This is a genomic window from Burkholderia sp. COPS (assembly GCF_019425585.1).
In the GTDB taxonomy this organism is placed as follows: domain Bacteria; phylum Pseudomonadota; class Gammaproteobacteria; order Burkholderiales; family Burkholderiaceae; genus Burkholderia; species Burkholderia cepacia.
The window spans coordinates 57,051-79,374 of the sequence record NZ_WIXR01000049.1 but is presented as its reverse complement, the minus strand read 5'-3'; the positions used below and the strand labels follow the sequence as shown (position 1 = coordinate 79,374).

General features: G+C 66.2%; 21 protein-coding genes. 8 read left to right on the top strand and 13 right to left on the bottom strand.

The features are described from left to right. Positions 1-103: 103 nt before the first annotated feature. Positions 104-892 (bottom strand): IclR family transcriptional regulator, encoded by a 789-nt coding sequence (locus FOZ70_RS31805; RefSeq protein ID WP_059487748.1) that lies wholly within the window; start codon positions 890-892, stop codon positions 104-106. A gap of 227 nt (positions 893-1,119) precedes the next feature. Between FOZ70_RS31805 and pcaF the strand changes: the two genes are divergently transcribed. Further along, a complete protein-coding gene (pcaF, locus tag FOZ70_RS31800; protein ID WP_027790454.1) occupies positions 1,120-2,322 on the top strand; it encodes a 3-oxoadipyl-CoA thiolase in 1,203 nt (400 codons plus the stop codon). Positions 2,323-2,452: 130 nt separating this feature from the next. Here the strand turns inward: pcaF and FOZ70_RS31795 are convergent, their stop codons facing one another. From FOZ70_RS31795 to FOZ70_RS31785, 3 genes are all read right to left on the bottom strand, one after another. After that, on the bottom strand, positions 2,453-2,932 hold the full coding sequence (locus FOZ70_RS31795) for a DUF523 domain-containing protein (protein ID WP_124626796.1): 480 nt from the start codon (positions 2,930-2,932) through the stop codon (positions 2,453-2,455). A 130-nt stretch (positions 2,933-3,062) separates the two neighbouring features. Further along, entirely contained in the window at positions 3,063-3,623 is a 561-nt protein-coding gene (locus FOZ70_RS31790) for a GNAT family N-acetyltransferase (RefSeq protein ID WP_219707527.1), read from the bottom strand. Beyond that, positions 3,620-4,477: a class I SAM-dependent methyltransferase gene (locus tag FOZ70_RS31785; RefSeq protein ID WP_059591006.1), complete on the bottom strand. Its 858-nt coding sequence runs from the start codon at positions 4,475-4,477 to the stop codon at positions 3,620-3,622. The genes FOZ70_RS31790 and FOZ70_RS31785 overlap by 4 nt, the downstream gene beginning before the upstream one ends. Positions 4,478-4,801: 324 nt before the next feature. On the opposite strand from FOZ70_RS31785, the gene FOZ70_RS31780 reads away from it, so the two are divergent. Both FOZ70_RS31780 and FOZ70_RS31775 read left to right on the top strand, forming a co-directional pair. Further along, positions 4,802-6,346 carry a PAS domain-containing methyl-accepting chemotaxis protein gene (locus tag FOZ70_RS31780; protein WP_059591008.1) on the top strand — a complete coding sequence of 515 codons (1,545 nt, stop codon included), beginning with the start codon at positions 4,802-4,804 and terminating at the stop codon, positions 6,344-6,346. A 421-nt stretch (positions 6,347-6,767) separates the two neighbouring features. Next, positions 6,768-8,312: a PAS domain-containing methyl-accepting chemotaxis protein gene (locus FOZ70_RS31775; protein ID WP_021156417.1), complete on the top strand. Its 1,545-nt coding sequence runs from the start codon at positions 6,768-6,770 to the stop codon at positions 8,310-8,312. Between the two features lie 71 nt (positions 8,313-8,383). On the opposite strand, the gene FOZ70_RS31770 is transcribed toward FOZ70_RS31775, so the two are convergent. The 6 genes from FOZ70_RS31770 to FOZ70_RS31745 form a co-directional block, all read right to left on the bottom strand. Further along, a complete protein-coding gene (locus FOZ70_RS31770) occupies positions 8,384-8,842 on the bottom strand; it encodes a hypothetical protein (RefSeq protein WP_230954025.1) in 459 nt (152 codons plus the stop codon). Continuing rightward, positions 8,835-9,482, bottom strand: coding sequence for a M35 family metallo-endopeptidase (locus FOZ70_RS31765; RefSeq protein ID WP_048028574.1), 648 nt, complete (start codon positions 9,480-9,482; stop codon positions 8,835-8,837). Before FOZ70_RS31765 ends, FOZ70_RS31770 begins: the two co-directional genes overlap by 8 nt. Before the next feature lie 4 nt (positions 9,483-9,486). Further along, positions 9,487-10,023: a PAAR domain-containing protein gene (locus FOZ70_RS31760; RefSeq protein WP_059496451.1), complete on the bottom strand. Its 537-nt coding sequence runs from the start codon at positions 10,021-10,023 to the stop codon at positions 9,487-9,489. Between the two features lie 10 nt (positions 10,024-10,033). Further along, complete coding sequence (locus tag FOZ70_RS31755) at positions 10,034-10,207, bottom strand: hypothetical protein (protein WP_155631051.1); 174 nt, start codon at positions 10,205-10,207, stop codon at positions 10,034-10,036. 541 nt (positions 10,208-10,748) lie between these two features. Beyond that, positions 10,749-12,218, bottom strand: a complete 1,470-nt coding sequence (gabD, locus tag FOZ70_RS31750; RefSeq protein WP_069255000.1) for an NADP-dependent succinate-semialdehyde dehydrogenase — start codon at positions 12,216-12,218, stop codon at positions 10,749-10,751. Between the two features lie 83 nt (positions 12,219-12,301). Beyond that, a complete protein-coding gene (locus tag FOZ70_RS31745; protein WP_219707526.1) occupies positions 12,302-13,585 on the bottom strand; it encodes a 4-aminobutyrate--2-oxoglutarate transaminase in 1,284 nt (427 codons plus the stop codon). A 126-nt stretch (positions 13,586-13,711) separates the two neighbouring features. Between FOZ70_RS31745 and FOZ70_RS31740 the strand changes: the two genes are divergently transcribed. Next, positions 13,712-15,223, top strand: coding sequence for a PLP-dependent aminotransferase family protein (locus tag FOZ70_RS31740; protein WP_021156411.1), 1,512 nt, complete (start codon positions 13,712-13,714; stop codon positions 15,221-15,223). Positions 15,224-15,273: 50 nt separating this feature from the next. Here the strand turns inward: FOZ70_RS31740 and FOZ70_RS31735 are convergent, their stop codons facing one another. Then, positions 15,274-16,110: a DMT family transporter gene (locus FOZ70_RS31735; protein ID WP_219707525.1), complete on the bottom strand. Its 837-nt coding sequence runs from the start codon at positions 16,108-16,110 to the stop codon at positions 15,274-15,276. 115 nt (positions 16,111-16,225) lie between these two features. Here FOZ70_RS31735 and selD point away from each other — a divergent pair, with 115 nt between their 5' ends. From selD to FOZ70_RS31720, 3 genes are all read left to right on the top strand, one after another. Next, positions 16,226-17,290 (top strand): selenide, water dikinase SelD, encoded by a 1,065-nt coding sequence (gene selD / locus FOZ70_RS31730; RefSeq protein ID WP_081058882.1) that lies wholly within the window; start codon positions 16,226-16,228, stop codon positions 17,288-17,290. A 72-nt stretch (positions 17,291-17,362) separates the two neighbouring features. Then, the gene (locus tag FOZ70_RS31725; RefSeq protein WP_048023438.1) at positions 17,363-17,953 is read left to right on the top strand and encodes a LysE family transporter; all 591 of its coding nucleotides are present in this window, start codon (positions 17,363-17,365) and stop codon (positions 17,951-17,953) included. A gap of 283 nt (positions 17,954-18,236) precedes the next feature. Continuing rightward, positions 18,237-19,316 carry a purine nucleoside permease gene (locus FOZ70_RS31720; protein ID WP_021156407.1) on the top strand — a complete coding sequence of 360 codons (1,080 nt, stop codon included), beginning with the start codon at positions 18,237-18,239 and terminating at the stop codon, positions 19,314-19,316. A gap of 208 nt (positions 19,317-19,524) precedes the next feature. Here FOZ70_RS31720 and FOZ70_RS31715 read toward each other — a convergent pair whose 3' ends face one another. Together FOZ70_RS31715 and ceoR are read right to left on the bottom strand one after the other, a co-directional pair. Further along, positions 19,525-19,818, bottom strand: a complete 294-nt coding sequence (locus tag FOZ70_RS31715; protein WP_042972716.1) for a DUF4148 domain-containing protein — start codon at positions 19,816-19,818, stop codon at positions 19,525-19,527. Between the two features lie 444 nt (positions 19,819-20,262). Next, entirely contained in the window at positions 20,263-21,267 is a 1,005-nt protein-coding gene (ceoR, locus tag FOZ70_RS31710; RefSeq protein ID WP_021156406.1) for a putative multidrug efflux transcriptional regulator CeoR, read from the bottom strand. Between the two features lie 174 nt (positions 21,268-21,441). On the opposite strand from ceoR, the gene FOZ70_RS31705 reads away from it, so the two are divergent. Continuing rightward, positions 21,442-22,302 (top strand): alpha/beta hydrolase, encoded by an 861-nt coding sequence (locus tag FOZ70_RS31705; protein ID WP_021156405.1) that lies wholly within the window; start codon positions 21,442-21,444, stop codon positions 22,300-22,302. The last annotated feature ends 22 nt before the right edge of the window (positions 22,303-22,324 follow it).

Here is a 22,324-nt window from a genome sequence, read left to right as displayed (position 1 = left end):
AGCACGGCACGCCGCCGTCGCGCCGGTGCGCCTGCGAGCGGGCGGCTGTCCTGGACAACGCCGTCGCGCCGGCCGACACCGGGCGCCGCGCGCGGCTCGGCGCTCACCCGCGCCGCGCCACCAGCTCCGACACCGTCTGCGCGGCCTGTTGCAGCGGCTCGAGAAACTCCTTCACCATCTGCTTCGCGGTATGCCGCTGCGCGTTGCCGCTGATGTTCATCGCCGCGATGACCTGCCCACGCCGGTTGCGAATCGGCGCGGACAGCGACATCAGGCCCACTTCGAGCTCCTGGTCGACCACGGCCCAGCCCTGCTGGCGCACCTGTGCGATCGCCGCCTTCAGTTCGCCGAGGTCGGTGATCGTGCGCGGCGTATGCGCGCGGATGCCGCTTTGCGCGAGCGTTTCGTCGAGCGCGGCATCGTCGAGCGCGGACAGCAGCACGCGGCCCATCGACGTGCAGTACGCGGGCAGCCGGCTGCCGATCGACAGGTTGATCGTCATGATCTTGCGGGTCGGCACGCGCAGCACGTAGACGATCTCGGTGCGGTCGAGCACGGCCGCCGAGCAGCTTTCGTGGATCTGCTCGGACAGTTGCTCCATCACGGGATCGGCGAGATTCCAGAACGGCATCGACGTGAGGTACGCGAAGCCGAGCTCGAGGATCTTCGGCGTGAGCCGGAACAACCGGCCGTCGGCCTCGACGTAGCCGAGCGTCTGCAGCGTGAGCAGGATCCGGCGTGCGCCCGCGCGCGTGAGCCCGGTGGCCGAGGCGACCTCGGTGAGCGTCTGCTCCGGACGGGCCGCGTCGAACGCGCGGATCACCGCGAGGCCGCGCGCGAACGACTGTACGTAGGAGTCGCCGGGTTTCGTCTGAGTGTCTTCGGTAGTCATGAGCGCCTGGAATATCGTGCAGCCGAGAAGATAGCGCACGGGGCCCGACACGCCAACCGCACGGCGGGCCGGGCGCTTGACAGGTCGTCCCCGCACTCCCTATGATGCGTTGAACGTTCGATACACGATCTTATGTTCGTATATAGAACATTTAAGCGCATCCCGGCGGGCAATGCAAGGGGCGCGCCCTGTTCATTCCCCAGCCTGTCCTGGGAGCGGAGACACTGATGACCGAAGCTTTTCTGTGTGATGCGATCCGTACGCCGATCGGGCGTTACGGCGGTGCACTGTCCGGCGTGCGCGCCGACGATCTGGGCGCGGTGCCGCTCAAGGCGCTCGTGGAGCGCAACCGCGACGTCGACTGGACGGCGATCGACGACGTGATCTACGGCTGCGCGAACCAGGCCGGCGAGGACAACCGCAACGTCGCCCGCATGTCCGCGCTGCTCGCGGGGCTGCCGCAGGGCGTGCCGGGTTCGACGATCAACCGCCTGTGCGGCTCCGGGATGGATGCGGTCGGCGTGGCCGCCCGTGCGATCAAGTCCGGCGAGGCCGCGCTGATGGTCGCGGGCGGCGTCGAGAGCATGACGCGCGCGCCGTTCGTGATGGGCAAGGCCGCGAGCGCATTCGCGCGCCAGGCCGACATTTACGACACGACGATCGGCTGGCGCTTCGTCAATCCGTTGATGAAACAGCTGTACGGCGTCGATTCGATGCCGGAGACGGCCGAGAACGTCGCGGTCGACTACAACGTCAGCCGCGCCGACCAGGACCTGTTCGCGCTGCGCAGCCAGCAGAAGGCCGCGCGTGCGCAGCAGGACGGCACGCTCGCCGAGGAAATCGTGTCGGTCACGATTCCGCAGAAGAAGGGCGATCCGGTGGTCGTGTCGCGCGACGAGCATCCGCGTGAGACGTCGCTCGAAACGCTTGCGAAGCTGAAGGGCGTCGTGCGTCCGGACGGCTCGGTGACGGCCGGTAACGCGTCGGGCGTCAACGACGGTGCCGCCGCGCTGCTGCTCGCGAACGAGGAAACCGCAAAGCGCTTCGGCCTGACGCCGCGCGCCCGCGTGCTGGGCATCGCGACGGCCGGCGTCGCGCCGCGCGTGATGGGCATCGGCCCCGCGCCCGCCACGCAGAAGCTGCTCGCCCGGCTCGGGATGACGATCGACCAGTTCGACGTGATCGAGCTGAACGAGGCGTTTGCGTCGCAAGGTCTCGCGGTGCTGCGCATGCTCGGCGTCGCCGACGACGATCCCCGCGTGAACCCGAACGGCGGCGCGATCGCACTGGGCCATCCGCTCGGCGCATCGGGCGCGCGTCTCGTGACGACCGCGATGTACCAGCTGCATCGCACGAACGGCCGCTTCGCGCTGTGCACGATGTGCATCGGCGTCGGCCAGGGCATCGCGATCGCGATCGAACGCGTCTGACCCGCGTTTCATGTCTCGTGGCGAAGCGGCGGCCACGAGCCGCTTCGCCGCTCGACCGCTTTGCCGATCGACCGATTCGTCGCTTTGGAAACGATGCGCGGCACGAGGATGCTCGTGCCGCGCATCGTCGTTAACCGGCCTGCGACAGCTCCCTGAGACGCGCCTCGAGCGCGTCGATCTCGGTGTCCGCGAACACTTCGATCCCGTGCTCGCGCAGCAACGCCGCCGTGACACCGGCGCCCGCGTGCCGCCGGTTCCCGAAACTCCCGTCATGGATGAACGTGCTGCCGCACGACGGACTGCCGTCGGCCAGGATAGCGAAGCGGCAACCGTGCGCGCGCGCGAGGGCCAGCGCGGTTTGCGCGCCGGCGACGAACGGCGCTGTCACGTCCGTGCCGTTCACGTCGACGATGCGCGCGGCGCCCGACAACACCTGCTGACCCGATGCGCCGCCGGCGATTTCGGCGGGCGGGCGCGGCACGCTGAAGCCGCCGGCCAGTTCGGGGCAGACGGGCACGAGACGCCCTTCGCGCTGCCACCGTTCGAGTGCTACGTGCGCGGCGGTCTTGGCCGAGCCGTTGTAACGCACCGGATGGCCGACCACGCACATGCTGACGAGGATCTTCGGTATGGTTGGCGGTTGTGCTTCGTCCTGCAATTTTGCTCTCCGTAATTGCGCGATGGCCGATGGCAGCCGAGGCAAGGTGGGACATCCCGCGCTTCACCCGCGTGCCGGCGCGTCAGGCCACCGATCCTTCCAGATGAATGTCTTCCGGCTCGAGCGCGTAAAGCGCCGGGTCGGGCGATGTGCTGACCGTGAAGCCGAGCCACAGGTAGAAGTCGATCGTGCGCTGCGACGGCGTCGCGGACACGTACAGGCGTGCGGCGCCCATCGCGCGCGCCTGCTCGCGGGCCGCGCGGTAGAGCTGCTCGCCGAGCCCGCAGCCGCGCCAGTCTCGGCTCACGTGCAGGAACTTCAATTGCAGCATGTCGCCGTGCGGGCCGAGCGGCCGGCTGTCGACGACGACCGCCGCGACGAGCCGTTCGCCGTCGAACATGCCGAGGCACCAGCCACCGCGATCGTGGCAGTCGATCAGGATCGGCGTGTAGTGGTCGGCTTCACCTTCCGGCCAGCCGCCGACGTCGTAGAACTCCGGAACGAGATGCAGCGCGCCGTCGCGCAGCACATACAGGTGCTCGATGATCTCGCGCCGGTCGATGGTCCACACGAGCGGCACTTCGTCGCGCGTGAGCGGGCGTGCGGAAAGCGCGTCGCGTTCGGCGGCGGTGCGGCGCGTCATGCGGCCTCCCGATGCGCGGCGATCGCATACATCAGCGGCAGGCTCGGCATGTGACCGGGCGGCACCATCCGGCGGCCGTCCAGCTCGCGCATGCCGTCGAAGCCCTTCCAGCCGTTCGAATACGGATATTCGGTCAGGCGGTCGATGGTGAGCCCCGCCGACACGAGTGCGTTCACGACCTCGCCGATGCCCCACATGAACTCGTAGCTCGGATGCGGGTTCGCGAAATCGACGACGCCAGGATGGTCATGCTGCGCGCCGAGCCCCGTGCCGGATACGGCGACGTAATCGCCGACGCCTGCCGGTTCCTCGGTCGCGTCGCTTTTGAAATAGTCATAGTGCGGCTTCCACTGTTCGTCGAAATACAGCGCGAACGGATGGAACTCGACCATCGCGAAACGGCCGCCCGGCGCGAGCAGCGCGGCGATTCCGCGCGCCCACGCGTTCAGGTCGGACAGCCAGCAGATCGCGCCATACGACGTGAACACGCGATCGAAGCGCTCGCCGCGCGCGGCGGCTTCGGGCATCCAGTCGAGCACGTCGGCGCGCTCGAAACGCGCGGGCAGGCCCGCGTCGGCCGACAGTTGCCGTGCGAAGGCGATCGCTTCGTCGGAGATGTCGACGCCCGTCGCATCCGCGCCCTCGCGCACGAGGCTCAGCGTGTCCTGCCCCGCGTTGCACTGCAGGTGCAGGAGCCGCAGCCCGCCGACGTCGCCGAGCAGTTCGCGTTCTTCCGGATAGAGCGTCGAGCCGCCCGCGCGGAAAAACGCGGCCTGATCGCCTTTGTGGCTGTTATGCGCGACTGTCGCGGTATTCCAGGACAGCCGATTCAGTTCGTGTAATGCCTTTTTCATCGAATTCGAATACCGGTTGAATGGAGCAGGATAAACGGAATCGTTTCGCCGCGCGCAACGGCTGATGGCGTTGGTCTGCCGCGCGACGTCGTTGCGCAGCGTGGCGTGACACCTGGATGAACGCTCGCGGCGATTATTGCCGGATTATTTGATCGAAATCATGGCGGCGGGCGAATTGGATATTTTATGTGAGGAAAGGGTAAGGTTTTTCCCCAATATGCCGACAGTAAGATGAAGACCGTCGTTAAGCGATAAACCGTTTTTCGGCTACTGAGCGTGATTTCAGCGCGACGCGGACGACAGATCCGCCTTTCGGAGCCTTGCATGCGTAATAACCAGCCCGTTACCCAACAGGAATTCGATTTTCCCGACGACGTCACGCTGATGTCGACGACCGATGCAGACAGCATCATCACCTACGCCAACACGACGTTCGCGCAGGTGAGCGGCTTCACGACCGAGGAACTCGTCGGCCAGCCGCACAACGTCGTGCGCCACCCGGACATGCCGCGCGAGGCGTTTGCCGACATGTGGGCGACGCTCCAGCGCGGCGAACCGTGGACCGCGCTCGTGAAGAACCGCCGCAAGAACGGCGATCATTACTGGGTGCGCGCGAACGCGATACCCGTGATGCGCAACGGCGAGCCGCAGGGCTACATGTCGGTGCGCACGAAGGCGCCGCACGACGAGAGCGCGGCCGCCGATGCGCTGTATCGCGCGTTCCGCGACGGCAAGGCCGGCCAGCGCCGGTTCCACAAGGGGTTGGTGATCCGCACGGGGCTGCTGCGTATCGCGTCGCTGTCGCAGACGATGTCGGTGCGGGCGCGCGTGCATTCGGCGCTGTGCGTGCTTGCGCCGGCGGTCGTCGGCGCGGGCTGGGCGTGCGGGCTCGCCGGTGGCGGCCTCGCGGCATTTGCCGGCGTGACGGTCGGCGTGGCGGCGGCGGCCGGCCTGTGGCTCGATGCGCAGATCGTGCGTCCGCTGAAGCGGCTGCACGACCAGGCGCTGAACGTCGCGACCGGCGAGAGCCGGCGCGGCGTGCGGATGAACCGCGTCGACGAGATCGGCATGACGCTGCGCACGATCAACCAGCTCGGGCTGATGTTCCGCTGGCTCGTCGACGACGTCAGCGAGCAGGTGCACAACGTGCAGCGCGCGAGCAACGAGATCGCGCAGGGCAACAACGACCTGAGCGCGCGCACCGAGCAGGCGGCGTCGAGCGTGCAGGAGACGGCTGCGTCGATGGCCGAGATGACGGCGACCGTCGACAGCAACGCGGAGACCGCGCTGCAGGCGAACCGGCTCGCGATGTCGGCGAGCGAAGCGGCCGGGCGCGGCGGGCAGGCGGTGGGCGAGGTCGTCGCGACGATGAGCGACATCACCGCCAGCTCGCGAAAGATCTCGGACATCATCGGCGTGATCGACGGCATCGCGTTCCAGACCAACATCCTTGCGCTGAACGCGGCCGTGGAAGCGGCCCGCGCCGGCGAACAGGGGCGCGGCTTCGCGGTGGTTGCCGGCGAGGTGCGGGCGCTCGCGCAGCGCAGCGCGAACGCGGCGAAGGAGATCAAGACGCTGATCGGCGCGAGCGTCGAGCGCGTCGAGTCGGGCGCGCGGCGCGTGGACGAGGCCGGCAAGACGATGGAGGACATCGTCGCGCAGGTGAAGCGCGTGTCGGATCTGATCGCGGAGATCAGCTCGTCGACGGCCGAGCAGAGCACCGGGGTGTCGCAGGTCGACCAGGCGGTGGTGCACCTGGACAACATCACGCAGCAGAACGCGGCGCTGGTCGAGCAGAGCACGGCGGCATCGGAGAGCCTGAAGCAACAGGCAACGCGTCTCGTGGATGCGGTGAACGTGTTCCGGTGATCGTCGGGGCGCGCACGCCATGTGCGCGCCCGATCGATGCATCGTGACATCGTGATTGACGCGCGCAATGCGCGTTCAGGTTTTTCGATTCAATCAAAATACGCGAAACGAGAAATATTCGTATTCAAGATTCTGCATTTATGCATTGAATCGATTTTGGCGAATTACGCGAATTAATCAGACGAATATCCGGAAAACCGTTGTCCGGCATGGTGTTTAGTTTCATCAGTAAACGAATTGTTCGGTAAAGACAAGGTGATGCATTTTTAATGCATATTTACCCGGGCAAGGCATAATGTTTTCGTAAAAGTTGCCGAAAGTGCAGGAGCATGACCAATGCGCATGCGGATTGACCGCAATGTGCAGGGTCGCGAATCAATCGACAAGCGGACGCAAGATCCGTTACCCGGAGCTCCACACCATGCGCAACAACCAGCCCGTCACGCAACGCGAATTCGATTTTCCCGACGACGCGACGTTGATGTCGACCACCGACGCGAACAGCTACATTACCTACGCGAACGCGGCATTCATCCAGGTCAGCGGGTTTTCTCCCGAAGAGATCGAGGGCCAGCCGCACAACGTCGTGCGGCATCCGGACATGCCGAAGGAGGCGTTCGCCGACATGTGGGCGACGCTCAAGGGCGGCGAGCCGTGGACCGCGCTCGTGAAGAACCGCCGCAAGAACGGCGACCACTACTGGGTGCGTGCGAACGCGATACCCGTGATGCGCAACGGCGAGCCGAAGGGCTACATGTCGGTGCGCACGAAGGCGACGCGCGACGAGATCGCGGCCGCGGAGGCGCTCTACAAGGACTTCCGCGAAGGGCGGGCCGGCAACCGGCATTTTCACAAGGGGTTGATCGTCCGCAAGGGCGTGGCCGGTTTCACGTCGCTGTTCCAGACGATGTCGGTGCGCGCGCGGCTCCATGCGGCGCTGTGCGGGTTTGCGCCGGTCGTGGTGGCTGGCGCATGGGCGTGCGGGCTGGCCGGTGGCGGGCTCGCCGCGTTCGCGGCGGTGACGGCCGGCGCCGCGGTGGCCGCGGGGCTGTGGCTCGATGCGCAGATTGCGCGCCCGCTCGTGCAGTTGCGCGACGAGGCGTTGCGCGTCGCGACCGGCGAGAGCCGCAGCGGCGTGCGGATGAATCGTGTCGACGAGATCGGCATGACGCTGCGCACGATCAACCAGCTCGGGCTGATGTTCCGCTGGCTCGTCGACGATGTCAGCGAGCAGGTGCTGAACGTGCAGCGCGCGAGCAACGAGATCGCGCAGGGCAACAACGACCTGAGCGCGCGCACCGAGCAGGCTTCGACGAGCGTGCAGCAGACGGCCGCATCGATGGCCGAGATGACGGCGACCGTGTCGAGCAATGCGGAGACGGCGCTGCAGGCGAACCAGTTGTCGGTGTCGGCGAGCGAAGCCGCCGGGCGCGGCGGGCAGGCGGTGAGCGAGGTGGTGGCGACGATGAACGACATCACCGCCAGCTCGCGGAAGATCTCGGACATCATCGGCGTGATCGACGGCATCGCGTTCCAGACCAACATCCTGGCGCTGAATGCGGCCGTTGAAGCGGCGCGCGCCGGTGATCAGGGGCGCGGTTTCGCGGTGGTGGCGGGCGAGGTGCGGGCGCTCGCGCAGCGCAGCGCGAACGCGGCGAAGGAGATCAAGACGCTGATCGGCGCGAGCGTCGAGCGCGTCGAATCGGGTGCGCGGATCGTCGACGGCGCGGGCAAGACGATGGAGGACATCGTCACGCAGGTGAAGCGCGTGTCGGATCTGATCGCGGAGATCAGCTCGTCGACGGCGGAGCAGAGCACGGGGGTTGCGCAGGTCGATCAGGCGGTGGTGCACCTGGACAACATCACGCAGCAGAACGCGGCGCTGGTCGAGCAGAGCACGGCGGCATCGGAGAGCCTGAAGCAGCAGGCGACGCGGCTGGTGGAGGCGGTGAACGTGTTTCGGTGATGGTGGGGGCGCGTGAAGCAGGAGGAAGGCGGCCCGCGTTGTGCGGGCCGGTTTGGGCGTGTCCTGCTATGTCATTGCGCCCTGGGTATGGGATTCAGGTTCGGGCAGCAGTGGTTGGGGCACCCCGGACCGAATGTGATCTCGACGCGCCGCCCGTTGTCGTCAAACTCGCTCGGGGGAAACGGCAGTTTGTAGATTCGCGCGATCATCGAATTTCGTTCGCCCCGAATCAAGAATTGATCTAGCGCGCTTTTGACGTTCGCTGCGCGTCGGTGCGCAAGCTCTTGCGCGCTTCGTTCCGTCGGCTCGGCCAATCCGACAACCGACACCACATCGACAATGGGGAAGCGATTGCGCATGTTGTTCGACCATACGGAGAGCTTCGCCAGCTCGGAGGTAGATAGGTCGCTTGAATTGTTGTCGAATCGAACATCAAAATCCCAACCGGGCATGTTCGACGGACCATCGCATGCGAACGCCGTATGTGCGCAGCTCAACACGAGCGCGGCGGCAGTGACGACCTTATTCAATGTCAACAACGTACCCCGCGATGCTGTCGGCATTGTTGATTGCCAAGTCTGGGTTTGACCGTCCCCAACCGGGGAGCAAGGGCGTAATCGTGTATTGGTCATCGGTCGACGACATGGTGTCTTGGAAATGGGTGGCTTCGTGAATGATAGTTGACACGTGCGAATCAGCGTTCGCTGTCCACGGGCGCATCGTGCAGAATCGCCCACTGATGGCGATCGTGTGGGTTGCCGTGTCCGGCGCGCATACGTGGGCGGCCTCGTTTGTCGTTCCTCGTGGGTGAGGCGTGCAACCCGTCGCAAGATCGCCAGCGCTGCCGCTTCGAACCACATTGTTCTCGTTGAATGCTCGAACCACGGCAAGCACTTTCGTCAGGCCGGTGAGTAGGTGCATACGCGTGCGCTCGTCGTTTCGACCGAACCATTTGAATACCCGGCCCTTATCGACCTTCGACCACTTTTGTAAATCAGCAATGCGGATCGTCAACCGGTCAATCGCTCGTCCTTGCGCTACGGAAAAAACCTTGCGGAATTCCGAGTTGGTCATGTTTTCGCAGATCGGTCGCAAGTCAACATCGGCAAATGTCTGCGATCCTGCGGTGGTGTTTGTTGTTGTCTCGGCGACGGTAGTTTGGTTTCCCATCGTTTCAGTCCTCGATGACCAGCTTCAATGCCTGCGCACGTTCGGTTCGTACGCGCACAGTACAGCCCTGCCGGTCACTCACGCCGGACGCCAGCACGTTATCGAATCGATCCTTGATCCAATAGCGTACGTTGCTTAACGGTTGCTTCGTCCTCACGTCGCGGATCACAAATTGATCGCTGTAAATGTCCGATGCCGGCGCGTAGCGCGTGGGTGCGAATGCCGAATATCCGGTGAACGGGGGCGCCGAGCGATGGCCGCTGCTGCTGCCAATGAAAAACATGCAGTCATTGCTCGCGACTAAAAAGTTTTGACCGCATGGACAAAGTACCGCGTCGCCCTCGACGGCTACGGCACGTCCGTTACCGACGACGGATACCGCACTTCCCGCTATCGGAAACTTTCCCTCGCAATTTCCACACGTCGCTTTGTCGCCGTCTAACGCAATGTGCTTGTCGTCCACGAATATGCTTGCTGTGCCAGCGATGACGATTCCGCCTGTCGTCGTAGCGTCACCGTTCCTGATTGCTCGTCGGCTCATGGTCATCTCCTCAATCCAGGTTCGCAAAAACCCAATCGACTGACTCCGGGCCATGAATCGCGTATTGATCGATCGTGACATCTTCAACTGCGATGATCGGCGGCGTGTGTAGCCGCCGCACCGTCGCGTAAAGACGGATCAACGAGCGAAGAAAGTAAGGGCAGGCGGCATGCTCTTCTTTCATGGACTCGGATGCCTTGTGTATGGATGAGCTACAGACAGTGGCCGGTAAGATTTTCCTTGTCGATAGAACCAGTACGATTTTTATTTTGGAGTCCAATGGAAATTGATGATGTGAAGCGATCGTCGAGGCCGAGGCGAAGGGAGCGAGCAGAGCGCGACCGGGAAACTCCCCACTCGTACTACACGCCGGCGACTGTGAACATGTGTCACGGCGTCACCAGCTGTAGCGGCGACTGCGTGTGCTGACTCTGCGCACACCGGGTTGTCAGGGGAAGTGTTCAAGCGCGTGCACCCCGCATCGAGGCGGAACGCTCTACCCAGCGGCTTGCACTGAAATGAGAAACGAGACTTGACCGAGATTCGCGCGCGATATGACGTATCGGCGGATACAGCGATCGAAACAGGGTACGCAGAGCGTGGCGATCTCGTGCGTATCGAGGCGACGCGGGCGCGACGGAGAGGGACGCCGGCCCGCGTCGGACCGCCCGGTTCCGGCCGGGCGGTCAGGGCCTGTCACCGAAGCGGTGCCAGGCCCTGAACCGTCAGACGGCGAGGCAGAGGTACTTGATCACGACGTAGTCGTCGATGCCGTAGTGCGAGCCTTCGCGGCCGAGGCCCGATTGCTTCACGCCACCGAACGGTGCGACTTCGTTCGAGATCAGGCCGGTGTTCACGCCGACCATCCCGTATTCGAGCGCTTCGGCGACCTTCCACACGCGGCCGATGTCGCGGCTGTAGAAGTAAGCGGCGAGGCCGAACTCGGTGTCGTTCGCGAGGCGGATCACTTCGTCGTCGCTGCTGAACTTGAACAGCGGCGCGAGCGGCCCGAACGTCTCTTCCTTCGCGACCTTCATCGCCGGCGTGACGCCCGTCAGCACGGTCGGCTCGAAGAAGCCGTGGCCCAGCGCGTGGCGCTTGCCGCCCGTCACGACGGTCGCGCCCTTCGCGAGCGCGTCCTCGATGTGCGCCTCGACCTTCAGCACCGCGGCTTCGTTGATCAGCGGGCCTTGCGTGACGCCCGGCTCGGTGCCGCGGCCCACCTTCAACTGGCCGACGGCAGCCGCGAGCTTCTGCGCGAACTGGTCGTACACGGCTTCATGCACGTAGAAGCGGTTCGTGCACACGCAGGTCTGGCCGCTGTTGCGGTACTTCGATGCGATCGCGCCCTGCACGGCCGCGTCGAGATCGGCGTCGTCGAACACGATGAAAGGCGCGTTGCCGCCAAGCTCCAGCGACACCTTCTTGACCGTCGCCGCGCATTGCGACATCAGCAGGCGGCCGACCGGCGTCGAGCCGGTGAACGACAGCTTGCGCACGATCGGGTTCGACGTCAGTTCGCCGCCGATCGCCTTCGGGTCGCCCGTGACGACGCTGAACACGCCGGCCGGCACGCCCGCACGCTCGGCCAGCACGGCCATCGCGAGCGCGGAGAACGGCGTCGCCTCGGCCGGCTTCACGACGATCGGGCAGCCCGCGGCGAGCGCCGGGCCGACCTTGCGCGTGATCATCGCCGCCGGGAAGTTCCACGGCGTGATCGCCGCGCACACGCCGATCGCTTCCTTCGTCACGACGATGCGCTTGTCGCTCGCCGGCGTCGGGATCGTGTCGCCATACACGCGCTTGCCTTCTTCCGCGAACCATTCGAGGAACGATGCGGCATAGCCGATCTCGCCCTTCGCTTCGGCCAGCGACTTGCCCTGCTCGGTCGTCAGGATCAGCGCGAGGTCGTCGGCGTTTTCCATCATCAGGTCGTGCCACTTGCGCAGGACGACCGCGCGTTCCTTCGCGGTCTTCTTGCGCCACGCCGGCCATGCGGCGTTCGCGGCTTCGATCGCGTGACGCGTCTCGGCCGTGCCCATCGCCGGCACCGTGCCGAGCAGGCCGCCCGTCGCCGGGTTGCGGACTTCGAACGTCTCGCCGTTCGTCGCGCCTTGCCATTCGCCGTTGACGTACGCCTGCTGGCGGAACAGCGACGGATCTTTCAGTGCCAGGGTTTCCTGAACAGTGCTCATATGAATCGCCTGCTTTGAAGATGACGGATAAAAAGGCCGCCGCCGTCTTGACGACGGCGGCGGCGCATTCAGAAGGCAGGAACTCAGGCCGGCACGCCGACCGTTTCCTTCAGCACTTCCTCGAGGATCACGAGCGCTTCGTCGAACACGGCTTGCGGGATCGTCAGCGGGAACAGGAAGCGCACGACGTTCGAGTACACGCCGCACACGAGCAGCAGCAGGCCGCGCTCGAGCGCACGTGCCTGCACGCGCTTCGTGAATTCCGCATCCGGCTCGCCCGAACCCGGCTTCAGGAACTCGACCGCGACCATCGCGCCCGGGCCGCGCACGTCGGCGATCTGCGGCATGTCGGCCTGCAGCGCGTTCAGCTTCGCCTTCAGCACGTCGCCGAGTTGCGTGGCACGCTCGCACAGCTTCTCTTCGTCGATGATCTCGAGCACGGCATGCGCCGATGCGACGGCCAGCGGGTTGCCCGCATACGTGCCGCCGAGGCCGCCGGGCGCTGCCGCGTCCATCAGGTCGGCACGGCCGACGACGCCCGACAGCGGCATGCCGCCCGCGAGGCTCTTCGCCATCGTGATCAGGTCGGCCAGCACGTCGTAATGCTGCATCGCGAACAGCTTGCCGGTACGCGCGAAGCCCGTCTGCACTTCGTCGGCGATCAGCAGGATGCCGTGTTCGTTACAGATCTTGCGCAGCGCGCGCACGAATTCGGCCGGCGCCGGGTTGAAGCCGCCTTCGCCCTGGACCGGTTCGAAGATGATCGCGGCCACGCGCTTCGGATCGATGTCGGCCTTGAACAGCATCTCGATCGCCTTGATCGAGTCGGCCGTCGTCACGCCGTGCACGGCGTTCGGGTACGGCGCGTGGAACACGTCGCCCGGGAACGGGCCGAAGTTCAGCTTGTACGGGGCGACCTTGCCGGTCAGCGCCATGCCCATCATCGTGCGGCCGTGGAAACCGCCCGAGAAGGCGATGACGCCCGGACGGCCGGTGGCCGCGCGTGCGATCTTGATCGCGTTCTCGACGGCTTCCGCGCCGGTCGTGAAGAACGCGGTCTTCTTCGGGAAATCGCCCGGCGCGCGTGCGTTGATCTTCTCGGCCAGCTCGACGTACGACGCGTACGGGACGATCTGGTAAGCAGTGTGCGTGAAGTTGTTCAGCTGGTCCGCGATCGCCTTGACGATCTTCGGGTGGCGGTGGCCGGTGTTCAGCACCGCGATGCCGGCGGCGAAATCGATGAAGCGGCGGCCTTCGACATCCCACAGTTCCGCGTTCTCGGCGCGGGCTGCGTAGAAATCGCACATCACGCCGACGCCGCGCGGGGTGGCGGCGTTCTTGCGGGCCTGCAGGTCGGCATTCTTCACGGTCATCTCCTTGATGTTCTTTCCGGTGAGGTGAAAATCGGGCGCTTCGACAGCCCATGGAGGCGACTATAATCACATTTGGCTCTGGCAATCAGAGCCATTTCAATAAATATTCAGGAGCCAATCATGCGCGCGAGCGTGTTGTCGGACTGGCTGGCGCAGCGCCTCGTGCGAGGCGGCGAACAGCCGATCTACCGGCAGCTTCACCGGCTGCTGCAACAGGCGATCCTGTCGCGTGAACTGCCGGCCGGCACGCGCGTGCCGTCGTCGCGGCTCCTCGCGGCCGAACTCGGGATCGCGCGCAACACGGTCACGCAGGTTTACGAACAGCTTGCGCTCGAAGGTTATGTGAACTCGGCGACCGGCCGCGGTACGTTCGTGGCCGACAGCGCGCCCGACGAGATCGTCGGAGCACCGCCCGACGCGGCCGCCACCCACCCGGCGTTCGTGCAGCCGTCCGCGCGGCGGCTGTCGGCGCGCGGCACGCGGCTCGTCGAAGGGGCCGGCGTGTCGAAACGGCAGGGCGGCGCGTTCATGCCGGGCGTGCCCGATGTGTCGCGCTTTCCCGCGCGCGTGTGGACGCGGCTGCACAACAAATACTGGCGGCGGCTGCGCCCTGACCTGCTGACCTACGCGCCGGGCGGCGGGCTCGCGCTGCTGCGCGAGGCGCTGGCAGATTACCTGCGCACGTCGCGCTCGGTGCGCTGCACGCCCGAGCAGATCGTGATTACGACCGGCATCCACCAGTCGATCGACCTCGCGGTACGGCTGCTGACCGACCCGGGCGACGCGATCTGGACCGAGGACCCGTGCTACTGGGGCGTGCGCAGCGTGCTGAACGTGTCGGGGCTGACGACGCGGCCGATCCCGGTCGACGAGGAAGGCATCGCCCCGTCGGCGGCCGATCTCGCCGAACCGCCGAAGCTGATGCTCGTCACGCCGTCGCACCAGTATCCGCTCGGGATGGTGATGAGCCTCGCGCGGCGGCGCATGCTGCTCGAATACGCACGCCAGCACGGTTGCTGGATCATCGAGGACGACTACGACAGTGAATTCCGCTACGGCAGCCGCCCGCTTGCGTCGCTGCAGGGGCTCGACACGGCCGGGCAGGTGATCTACGTCGGCAGTTTCGGCAAGACGCTGTTCCCGGGGCTGCGGGTCGGCTACCTGGTCGCGCCCGAGCCGCTCGCGGAGAGTTTCGCGACCGCGAGCGCCGAGTTGTACCGCGAAGGGCAGTTGCTGCAGCAGGCGGTGCTTGCCGAATTCATCGCGGAAGGGCACTTCGTGTCGCATATCCGCAAGATGCGCACGCTGTACGGGCAGCGCCGCGAGGTGCTGCTCGACGCGGTCGCGCAACGCTATGGCGACACGCTGCACGCGCTCGGCAGCGATGCCGGGCTGCATCTGGTCACGCAGTTGCCGGAAGGCGTCGACGATCGTGCGGTCGCGCAGGCCGCGCTCGAACGCAATATCGTCGTGCGACCGTTGTCGGGTTATTACGCGGACCGCGAACGTGCGGCGTCGGGGTTGCTGCTCGGTTATGCGTGCGTGCCGGAGGACGAGATCGCGACGGCGTTCGCGACGCTCGCCGAGGCGATCGACGAGCGGGCATTCGGCGGGGTGGCGGTCGCGGTTTGACGCCTGGCGGATCGCACAACCTGCAGACGAACGCGTGTCGCGCGCACCGCCTACAGGCGGATCAGCGCCGCGCCCACGACCACCAGCGCGCACGCGGCAAGCCGCTGCGCGCCGGGCCGCTCGCGCATCACGAGCCAGCCGATCGCGACCGCGAAGATCGAACTCGTTTCCCGCAGCGCCGACACCGTCCCGACCGGCAGGTACCGGTACGCGAGGATCACGATCCCGTATGCGGCGAGCGAGATCGTGCCGGCGATCGCGCCCTGCGTGAGCGCCGTGCGCGAGGCGAGTACCGCGCGCGGGCCGCCACATACCGCGCAGACCAGCACGAACTGCGGCACGCTCCACAGCACGTACACCCACGCGATGTAGCCGAGCGCACTGCCGGACACGCGCGAGCCGATGCCGTCGCAGATCGAATACGCGGCGATGAACACGCCCGTGAGCAGCGCAAACGGCACGCCTTCACCGGAGAACCGGAAGCCGCGCCGCAGCGCGAGCGACATGATGCCGAACGACACGAGCGCGATGCCCGCGAAGCCGAACGGGGTCGGCTGTTCGTGGAGAAAGGCGAGCGCGAGCACCGACACGAGCAGCGGCGAGATCCCGCGCGCGATCGGATAGATCTGCCCGAACTCGCCGCTGCGATAGGCGCGCGCCAGCGTGAAGCAGTACGCGACCTCGAGCGCGGCCGACGCGACGATATACGGCCACGCGGCGGGTGCCGGCGCGGGCAGCAGCACGACGCCGGCGACGCCGAACGCGAAATAGGGCAGCGACATCGTGCCGAGCTGTACGAGCCGGTCTTCGCTGACGTGGAGGAAGGCATTCCAGATGGCGTGCAGCAACGCGGAGCACAGCACGAGGCCGATGAAGAGGTGATCCATGGACGAAGGTGCGGGCGGCAGCGGGAGCGGGGAGTGCGCCGCCATTATGTGGGTATCGGGCGCACTCGCACGGAATTGTCGATAATGTCGTGTTGTTATTCAACGGATGCCGACGATGACCGAAGCCACCCAAGCCCAGCCTGCCGTTCCGCGCCTCACGAGCCTGTCGCACGGCGGCGGCTGCGGCTGCAAGATTGCGCCGGGCGTGCTGTCCGAGCTGCTGAAGCGCGCGACGCCGCCCGCGCTGTTCCCGGATCTGCTGGTCGGTACCGAGACGTCCGACGACGCGGCCGTCTACCGTCTCAACGACGAGCAGGCGATCGTCGCGACCACCGACTTCTTCATGCCGATCGTCGACGATCCGTTCGACTTCGGCCGCATCGCCGCGACCAACGCGCTGTCCGACGTGTATGCGATGGGCGGCAAGCCGATCCTCGCGCTCGCGCTGGTCGGGATGCCGATCAACGTGCTGCCGCACGAGACGATCGCGGCCGTGCTGCGCGGCGGCGAATCGGTGTGCGCGGACGCCGGCATTCCGGTGGCGGGCGGCCATTCGATCGATTCGGTCGAGCCGATCTACGGGCTCGCGGCGATCGGCGTCGTGCATCCGTCGCGCGTGAAGCGCAACGCGGCCGCGCGTGCGGGCGACGTGCTCGTGCTCGGCAAGCCGCTCGGCGTCGGCGTGCTGTCGGCCGCGCTGAAAAAGAACCAGCTCGATGCCGCGGGTTACGCGCAGATGATCGCGACGACCACCAAGCTGAACCGTCCGGGCGCCGACCTCGCCGCGCTGCCGGGCGTGCATGCGCTGACCGACGTCACGGGCTTCGGGCTGCTCGGCCATACGCTCGAGCTCGCACGTGGCGCGCACCTCACCGCGCGCGTGCACTACGCGTCGCTGCCGTGGCTCGCGGGCGTCGAGGCGTTCGTGGCCGACGGCGTGTTCACCGGTGCGTCGGGCCGCAACTGGGCCGCGTACGGCGCGGACGTTCGACTGGCCGACACGCTGCCGCCCGTCGCGCAGGCGCTGCTGACCGACCCGCAGACGTCGGGCGGCCTGCTGGTCGCGTGCGCGCCCGAGGCCGTCGACGACGTGCTCGCATGCTTCCGTGCCGACGGCTTCGACCGCGCGGGCGTGATCGGCGAGATGGTGGACGGGCCTGCGCGCGTCGATGTCGCGTGACGCCGAATCGCCGCAGCGGAGATTTTTGCGTTCGCTAGAATCGGTGCCTTCCATCGAAGGCATCGACGACCGATGAACGATTTCCTGTTCGGGCTGATGATTGCGCTGTCGGTCGGGCCCGTTGCGCTGATGATCGCGAACTACGGGATGCGCGCCGGCACCGCAAGCGGTGTGCGCGCGGCGGTGGGTGTCGCGACGGCCGACGGCTGCTACGCGGTCGTCGCGTTCACGCTCGGCGCGATGCTGGCGAGCACGCTCGCGGCGCATCTGTCGCTGTTTCGTGTCGTTGGTGCGCTCGTGTTGCTCGCAATGGGCACGCGGATGCTGTGGCAGGCGCTGCGGGATCGGCGCCGCACGCTCGACGGCGATGCGCGGCCGCCGGGCACGCGCCCGTTCACATCGATGTTCTTCGTCACGCTCGCGAATCCGCTCACCATCCTGCTGTTCTATGGCTATGCGACGGCTGCGGCCGGTGCGCATCGCCACTGGCTGCTTGGCGCCGCGTGCGTGTTCGCCGGCAGCCTCGCGGGGCAGCTGGTGTTCGCGTTCGGCGGCAGCATGATCGGGCGCATCGTGAAATCGCCGGGGTGGCTCGCGGCGAGCCATCTGGTCGCCGCGCTGGTCGTGCTCGGTTACGGCATCGCGGGGCTCGTGCGCGTGTAGCGGTTCGGGAGCCGGCCGGAATCGATGTCGACGGGTGCGATACGCAGCGGCATGTCGGCAGGCGTTCGTTCCTGCCAACCCGATAGCATTCCTGATGGTTGTCATGCACGGCGACGGTGCGAAACCTACGACGCACGTCGCATTGCGCAACACGCGCACGGTTGCACGAAACACGGGGAGTCGTTTCGTAGTCGGGTTCCGCAACGTGCACGCCCGTTCTATACTCCGTCGCGCAGTCTACGAGAGCCGTTCTCACCCAACATCATCGAAACAAGGAACGCCGATGCTGACTCGCTCCATTCTTTCCGCCGCTGCATTCTCGCTCGCAGCCTGCGCAACCGCGCCGTCGATCGCGCAGGACAACCAGGGCAACAACGCGGGCAACAATGCATTCGCCGAGACCGGTGCACAGGGCCGCCCGGTCAAGGTCATGATCATCACGATGTTCGGGCCGGAGGGCCAGGCCTGGCTCGACCGGCTCGGCCCGTGGCGCGACATCGCCGTGCCGGGCCTGTCGCCCGACTACCCGAACGTCCACTGCAACAAGCAGGACGTGTGCGTGGTCACGACCGGCATGGGTTATGCGAACGCGTCGGCGACGATCATGGCGCTCACGTTCTCGCAGCGCTTCGATCTGCGCCGCACGTATTTCCTGATCTCCGGCATCGCGGGCGTCGACCCCGCGCAAGGCACGGTCGGCTCGGCCGCGTGGTCGAAGTACCTCGTCGATTTCAGCCTGCAGTGGGAGCTCGATGCACGCGAGATTCCGGCCGGCTGGAATACCGGCTTTCTCGGCATCAACACGAAGAGCCCGAACGACAAGCCGCCGCTCGACTACCGGACCGAGGTGTTCCAGCTCAACCCGCAGCTCACCGACGCCGCGGTCGCGCTGTCGCGCAACGTCGTGCTCGCCGACAGCGCGCAGGCGCAGGCCGCGCGCGCGAAGTTCACGTACGCGCCGGCGAACCGGCCGCCGACGGTGATCCAGTGCGATACGTCATCGGGCAACACGTGGTTCTCGGGCACGCTGATCGGCGAGCGGGCGCGCCAGTGGACGAAGATCCTGACCGACGGCAAGGGCACCTACTGCATGACCGCACAGGAAGACAACGCGACGTATGAAGCGCTCAAGCGTGCGGCGAGCGTGAAGCGGGTCGACCTGTCGCGCGTCGCGGTGCTGCGTACCGGCTCCGATTTCGACCGGCCGTATGCGGGGCAGACGAGTGCGGACAACCTGCTGAACTACGCGGACCAGGGCGGCTTCGCCCCCGCGACCGAAAACCTGTATCGCGCGGGCAACCCGCTCGTGCAGGACATCGTGACGCACTGGGGCGAGTGGCGCGACGGGGTGCCGCGCCGTTGAGGGTCAGGCGACGGCTCGGTCGGTGGTCAATGCGAGTGCGGGGCCGAACGGAAAGGCGTCCACACCGGCGTGGTGTCGTCCCAATGATCGAGCGGCGAAGGAAGTTGGTCGTTCATCATGTGCTCCTGCAACTAACTGACTCAGCGAATCGTCGATAGGTGTGTCGCGACGCCGCGCACGGGGCACCCCGCTGCGCGGCGTTGCGCGTTTACCGGCCTCCGCCGGCGAGCTGGTTGCTTTCCGGCAACGAGCGATACGGGCCTTGCGCGAGTTCGAGCCCTTGCGGGTACGAATTCGCCTTGCGCAGGTACGCGAGCGTGCCGTCCTTGCGGGCCTGCTCGACTTCCGCGCTCACTTCGGCGCGCGTGCGCGGGCCGTTGTGCTGCGAGTACCACGACGTGTTGCCGTAGTCGCCGGCGTGCGGCGTGCCCGAATCGGCGAAGGCCGGAGCGGACACGGCGAGCGTGAGGGCCAGGGCGGAGAGAAGATGGCGGCGGTTCATGGCTAACTCCTGTCTTTCGGAGTTGGCGCCTGAGCGCTGACTCCGGTCCCATCAAGCGGGATCTGTTCGGTGCGCAACGAGGTGCGCGACAGGGTTTACTCTAGGTATCTGTTCCGTCGCGATAAATGCGGCAGATGCGAATTGAATTGTCGTGTCAGTGGAACAATCGACATCCGTACACCTGGCAGGGTTATGCGGAAATCGCTGGAACCCGCTTGCAGCGGGCCTCGCACGGGGGCGACGGCGGCGCGCAACGACGCAGGCGCACGATTGCGTCGCCTTGCACAAAGGTTTGCTGCGGATTCGGGAAGGATCTGGCGCGCCGTACGGGGACGTGGCGCGGAGGCGGGACGCCGCGCGGGCCTTGCAGCCCGCGCGTGCGGTTCAGCGGCGTAGTTCGGTCACGTGGTTCTGACGATCAGGTCAGCCGGGCAGTTCAGCCACTTACGCGACCCACTCGTTGATGACCGGCGTGTCGAGCACCGGCGCGCGTTCGGCTTCCTCGAACGTACGCTTGCTGCACGTCGCGTCGAGGCTGCCCTTGCCGCTCAGCAGCGGGCAACGGTCGAACACCTCGGCGATCCAGTCGACGAAGACGCGCACTTTCGGCGACAGATGGCGGCTGTGCGGATACACGACGGAGATCGGCATCGGCAGCGGCTTGACGCCGGGCAGCACTTCCTTGAGCCGGCCTTCGCGCAGATGCGGCAGCACCATGAAGAGCGGCGGCTGGATCAGCCCGAAGCCTTCGATCCCGCAGGTCACGTATGCATCGGCATCGTTCACCGACACGATGCCCTCCATCTTCATCTCGACTTCCTGGCCGTCGGTCAGGAACGTCCAGTCGATCGTGCGGCCGGTGCGGCTCGAGAAGTAGTTGACGGCCTTGTGCTGGCTCAGGTCGTCGATCGTCTTCGGCTCGCCGTGACGCTCGAGATAGTCGGGCGACGCGACCGTCACGCATTCGAACAGGCCGACCCGGCGCGCGACGAGCGACGAGTCCTGCAATGCACCAACGCGGATCACGCAATCGACCCCTTCCTGCAGCAGGTCGACCGGCCGGTCGGACAGGCCGAGCTGCAGGTCGATGTCCGGGTAGCGCGTATGAAATTCGCACAGCGACGGAATCACGAGCAGCCGCCCGATCGAGCCCGGCATGTCGATACGCAACTTTCCGTGCGGCTTCCGGTTGTTCGCCTGGAAGCTTGCCTCGGTTTCCTCGACGTCCGCGAGGATTCGCACGCATCGTTCGTAGTAGGCGGCGCCGTCCGGCGTGAGCGACAGCCGGCGCGTGGTCCGGTGCATCAGCCGCACACCGAGGAATGCTTCGAGATTCTGGATGATCGTCGTGACGGACGCCCGCGGCAGGCTGAGCGTTTCTGCTGCCTTGGTGAAGCTGCTTGTATCGACGACGCGAGTAAACACCTGCATGGCCTGAAGCCGGTCCATCACAACCTCCGCAATCTAATTTGCCACCGGAACAAAGAGGCTGCGCTACCTCGTGGGTAAACGCAGCCTCGGATTGTTCGGGGGCGTTGAATTGTGTTGCCGGATTATAGGCATTTATCCCAATGTCTGCCGGACCCAGAATTCGTTCCATCTCGAAATGGATGCTGCATCGTCATGGACGCTTCTGAATTCAGCAAATTCCTGAAGGCCGCGTTGCCCGCCCAAGCCACGGCGGGCGCGGCGCTGACGGTCGCCGAAGTGGAAATTCCCGGCTACGCGCAGGACATCGTGCTGCGCCTGTACCGGCGCCCGGACAAGACCGGGTTGCCAGTAGTGCTTTATTTCCACGGCGGCGGTTTCGTGCGCGGTTCGCTCGAAGACGCCGATTTCGCCGCGCGCTTTTTAGCAGAACGCTTACCAGCTCTCGTAGTGTCGGTCGACTATTCGCTCGCGCCGGCCTTTCCCTTTCCGGCCGCGCCGGAGGATGCGTATCGCGCCGCCGTGTGGGCCGCGACGCGCGCCCGCGCGTTCGGCGGCAACCCGAAGAAGATCGGTGTCGCGGGTCACGACGCGGGCGGCCAGCTCGCGAACTGCCTCGCGTTCATCGCGCGCGATCGCGGCGAAGTGTCGATCGCCGCGCAGGCGCTGTTCGGGCCGATGCTCGACCCGAGCATGACGCGCATCGGCGACGCCGAGCGCCTCGCGTCCGACATCACCGCGCGCGAATGCGCGGCCTGTTATCGCGCGTATCTGCCGCAGGCCGCGCAACGCATGCACCCGTATGCGGCACCGCTCGAATCGGTGCGCCTCGCGGGGCTGCCGCCGACGCTCGTCGTCACCGCGCAGAACGACGTGCTGCACGTCGAGGCGGAGAAATATGCGGGCTGCCTGATCTCGTCGGGCGTGCTCACGCAGGTGATCCGCTATCCGGACATCACGCACGCCGCGCTCGCGACGCATGAAGCCGCCTTCGAGGAAGCCGTGCGCTTCTTCCAGTGCCGCTTCCAGGCGCGCCAGCCCAACCGTTCCGAATAACCAGAACCAATCCACGCTTACC

What these genes read in the sequence shown, in the direction of transcription:
- pcaF (WP_027790454.1), top strand. Translation starts at nt 1,120, where the DNA reads ATGACCGAAGCTTTTCTGTGTGATGCGATCCGTACGCCGATCGGGCGT.
- ceoR (WP_021156406.1), bottom strand. Translation starts at nt 21,267, where the DNA reads ATGGACCGGCTTCAGGCCATGCAGGTGTTTACTCGCGTCGTCGATACA.
- FOZ70_RS31780 (WP_059591008.1), top strand. Translation starts at nt 4,802, where the DNA reads ATGCGTAATAACCAGCCCGTTACCCAACAGGAATTCGATTTTCCCGAC.
- FOZ70_RS31775 (WP_021156417.1), top strand. Translation starts at nt 6,768, where the DNA reads ATGCGCAACAACCAGCCCGTCACGCAACGCGAATTCGATTTTCCCGAC.
- FOZ70_RS31720 (WP_021156407.1), top strand. Translation starts at nt 18,237, where the DNA reads ATGCTGACTCGCTCCATTCTTTCCGCCGCTGCATTCTCGCTCGCAGCC.
- FOZ70_RS31795 (WP_124626796.1), bottom strand. Translation starts at nt 2,932, where the DNA reads ATGTGCGTGGTCGGCCATCCGGTGCGTTACAACGGCTCGGCCAAGACC.
- FOZ70_RS31725 (WP_048023438.1), top strand. Translation starts at nt 17,363, where the DNA reads ATGAACGATTTCCTGTTCGGGCTGATGATTGCGCTGTCGGTCGGGCCC.
- FOZ70_RS31765 (WP_048028574.1), bottom strand. Translation starts at nt 9,482, where the DNA reads ATGGGAAACCAAACTACCGTCGCCGAGACAACAACAAACACCACCGCA.
- FOZ70_RS31715 (WP_042972716.1), bottom strand. Translation starts at nt 19,818, where the DNA reads ATGAACCGCCGCCATCTTCTCTCCGCCCTGGCCCTCACGCTCGCCGTG.
- FOZ70_RS31740 (WP_021156411.1), top strand. Translation starts at nt 13,712, where the DNA reads ATGCGCGCGAGCGTGTTGTCGGACTGGCTGGCGCAGCGCCTCGTGCGA.
- FOZ70_RS31805 (WP_059487748.1), bottom strand. Translation starts at nt 892, where the DNA reads ATGACTACCGAAGACACTCAGACGAAACCCGGCGACTCCTACGTACAG.
- FOZ70_RS31705 (WP_021156405.1), top strand. Translation starts at nt 21,442, where the DNA reads ATGGACGCTTCTGAATTCAGCAAATTCCTGAAGGCCGCGTTGCCCGCC.
- FOZ70_RS31760 (WP_059496451.1), bottom strand. Translation starts at nt 10,023, where the DNA reads ATGAGCCGACGAGCAATCAGGAACGGTGACGCTACGACGACAGGCGGA.
- selD (WP_081058882.1), top strand. Translation starts at nt 16,226, where the DNA reads ATGACCGAAGCCACCCAAGCCCAGCCTGCCGTTCCGCGCCTCACGAGC.
- FOZ70_RS31735 (WP_219707525.1), bottom strand. Translation starts at nt 16,110, where the DNA reads ATGGATCACCTCTTCATCGGCCTCGTGCTGTGCTCCGCGTTGCTGCAC.
- gabD (WP_069255000.1), bottom strand. Translation starts at nt 12,218, where the DNA reads ATGAGCACTGTTCAGGAAACCCTGGCACTGAAAGATCCGTCGCTGTTC.
- FOZ70_RS31755 (WP_155631051.1), bottom strand. Translation starts at nt 10,207, where the DNA reads ATGAAAGAAGAGCATGCCGCCTGCCCTTACTTTCTTCGCTCGTTGATC.
- FOZ70_RS31785 (WP_059591006.1), bottom strand. Translation starts at nt 4,477, where the DNA reads ATGAAAAAGGCATTACACGAACTGAATCGGCTGTCCTGGAATACCGCG.
- FOZ70_RS31790 (WP_219707527.1), bottom strand. Translation starts at nt 3,623, where the DNA reads ATGACGCGCCGCACCGCCGCCGAACGCGACGCGCTTTCCGCACGCCCG.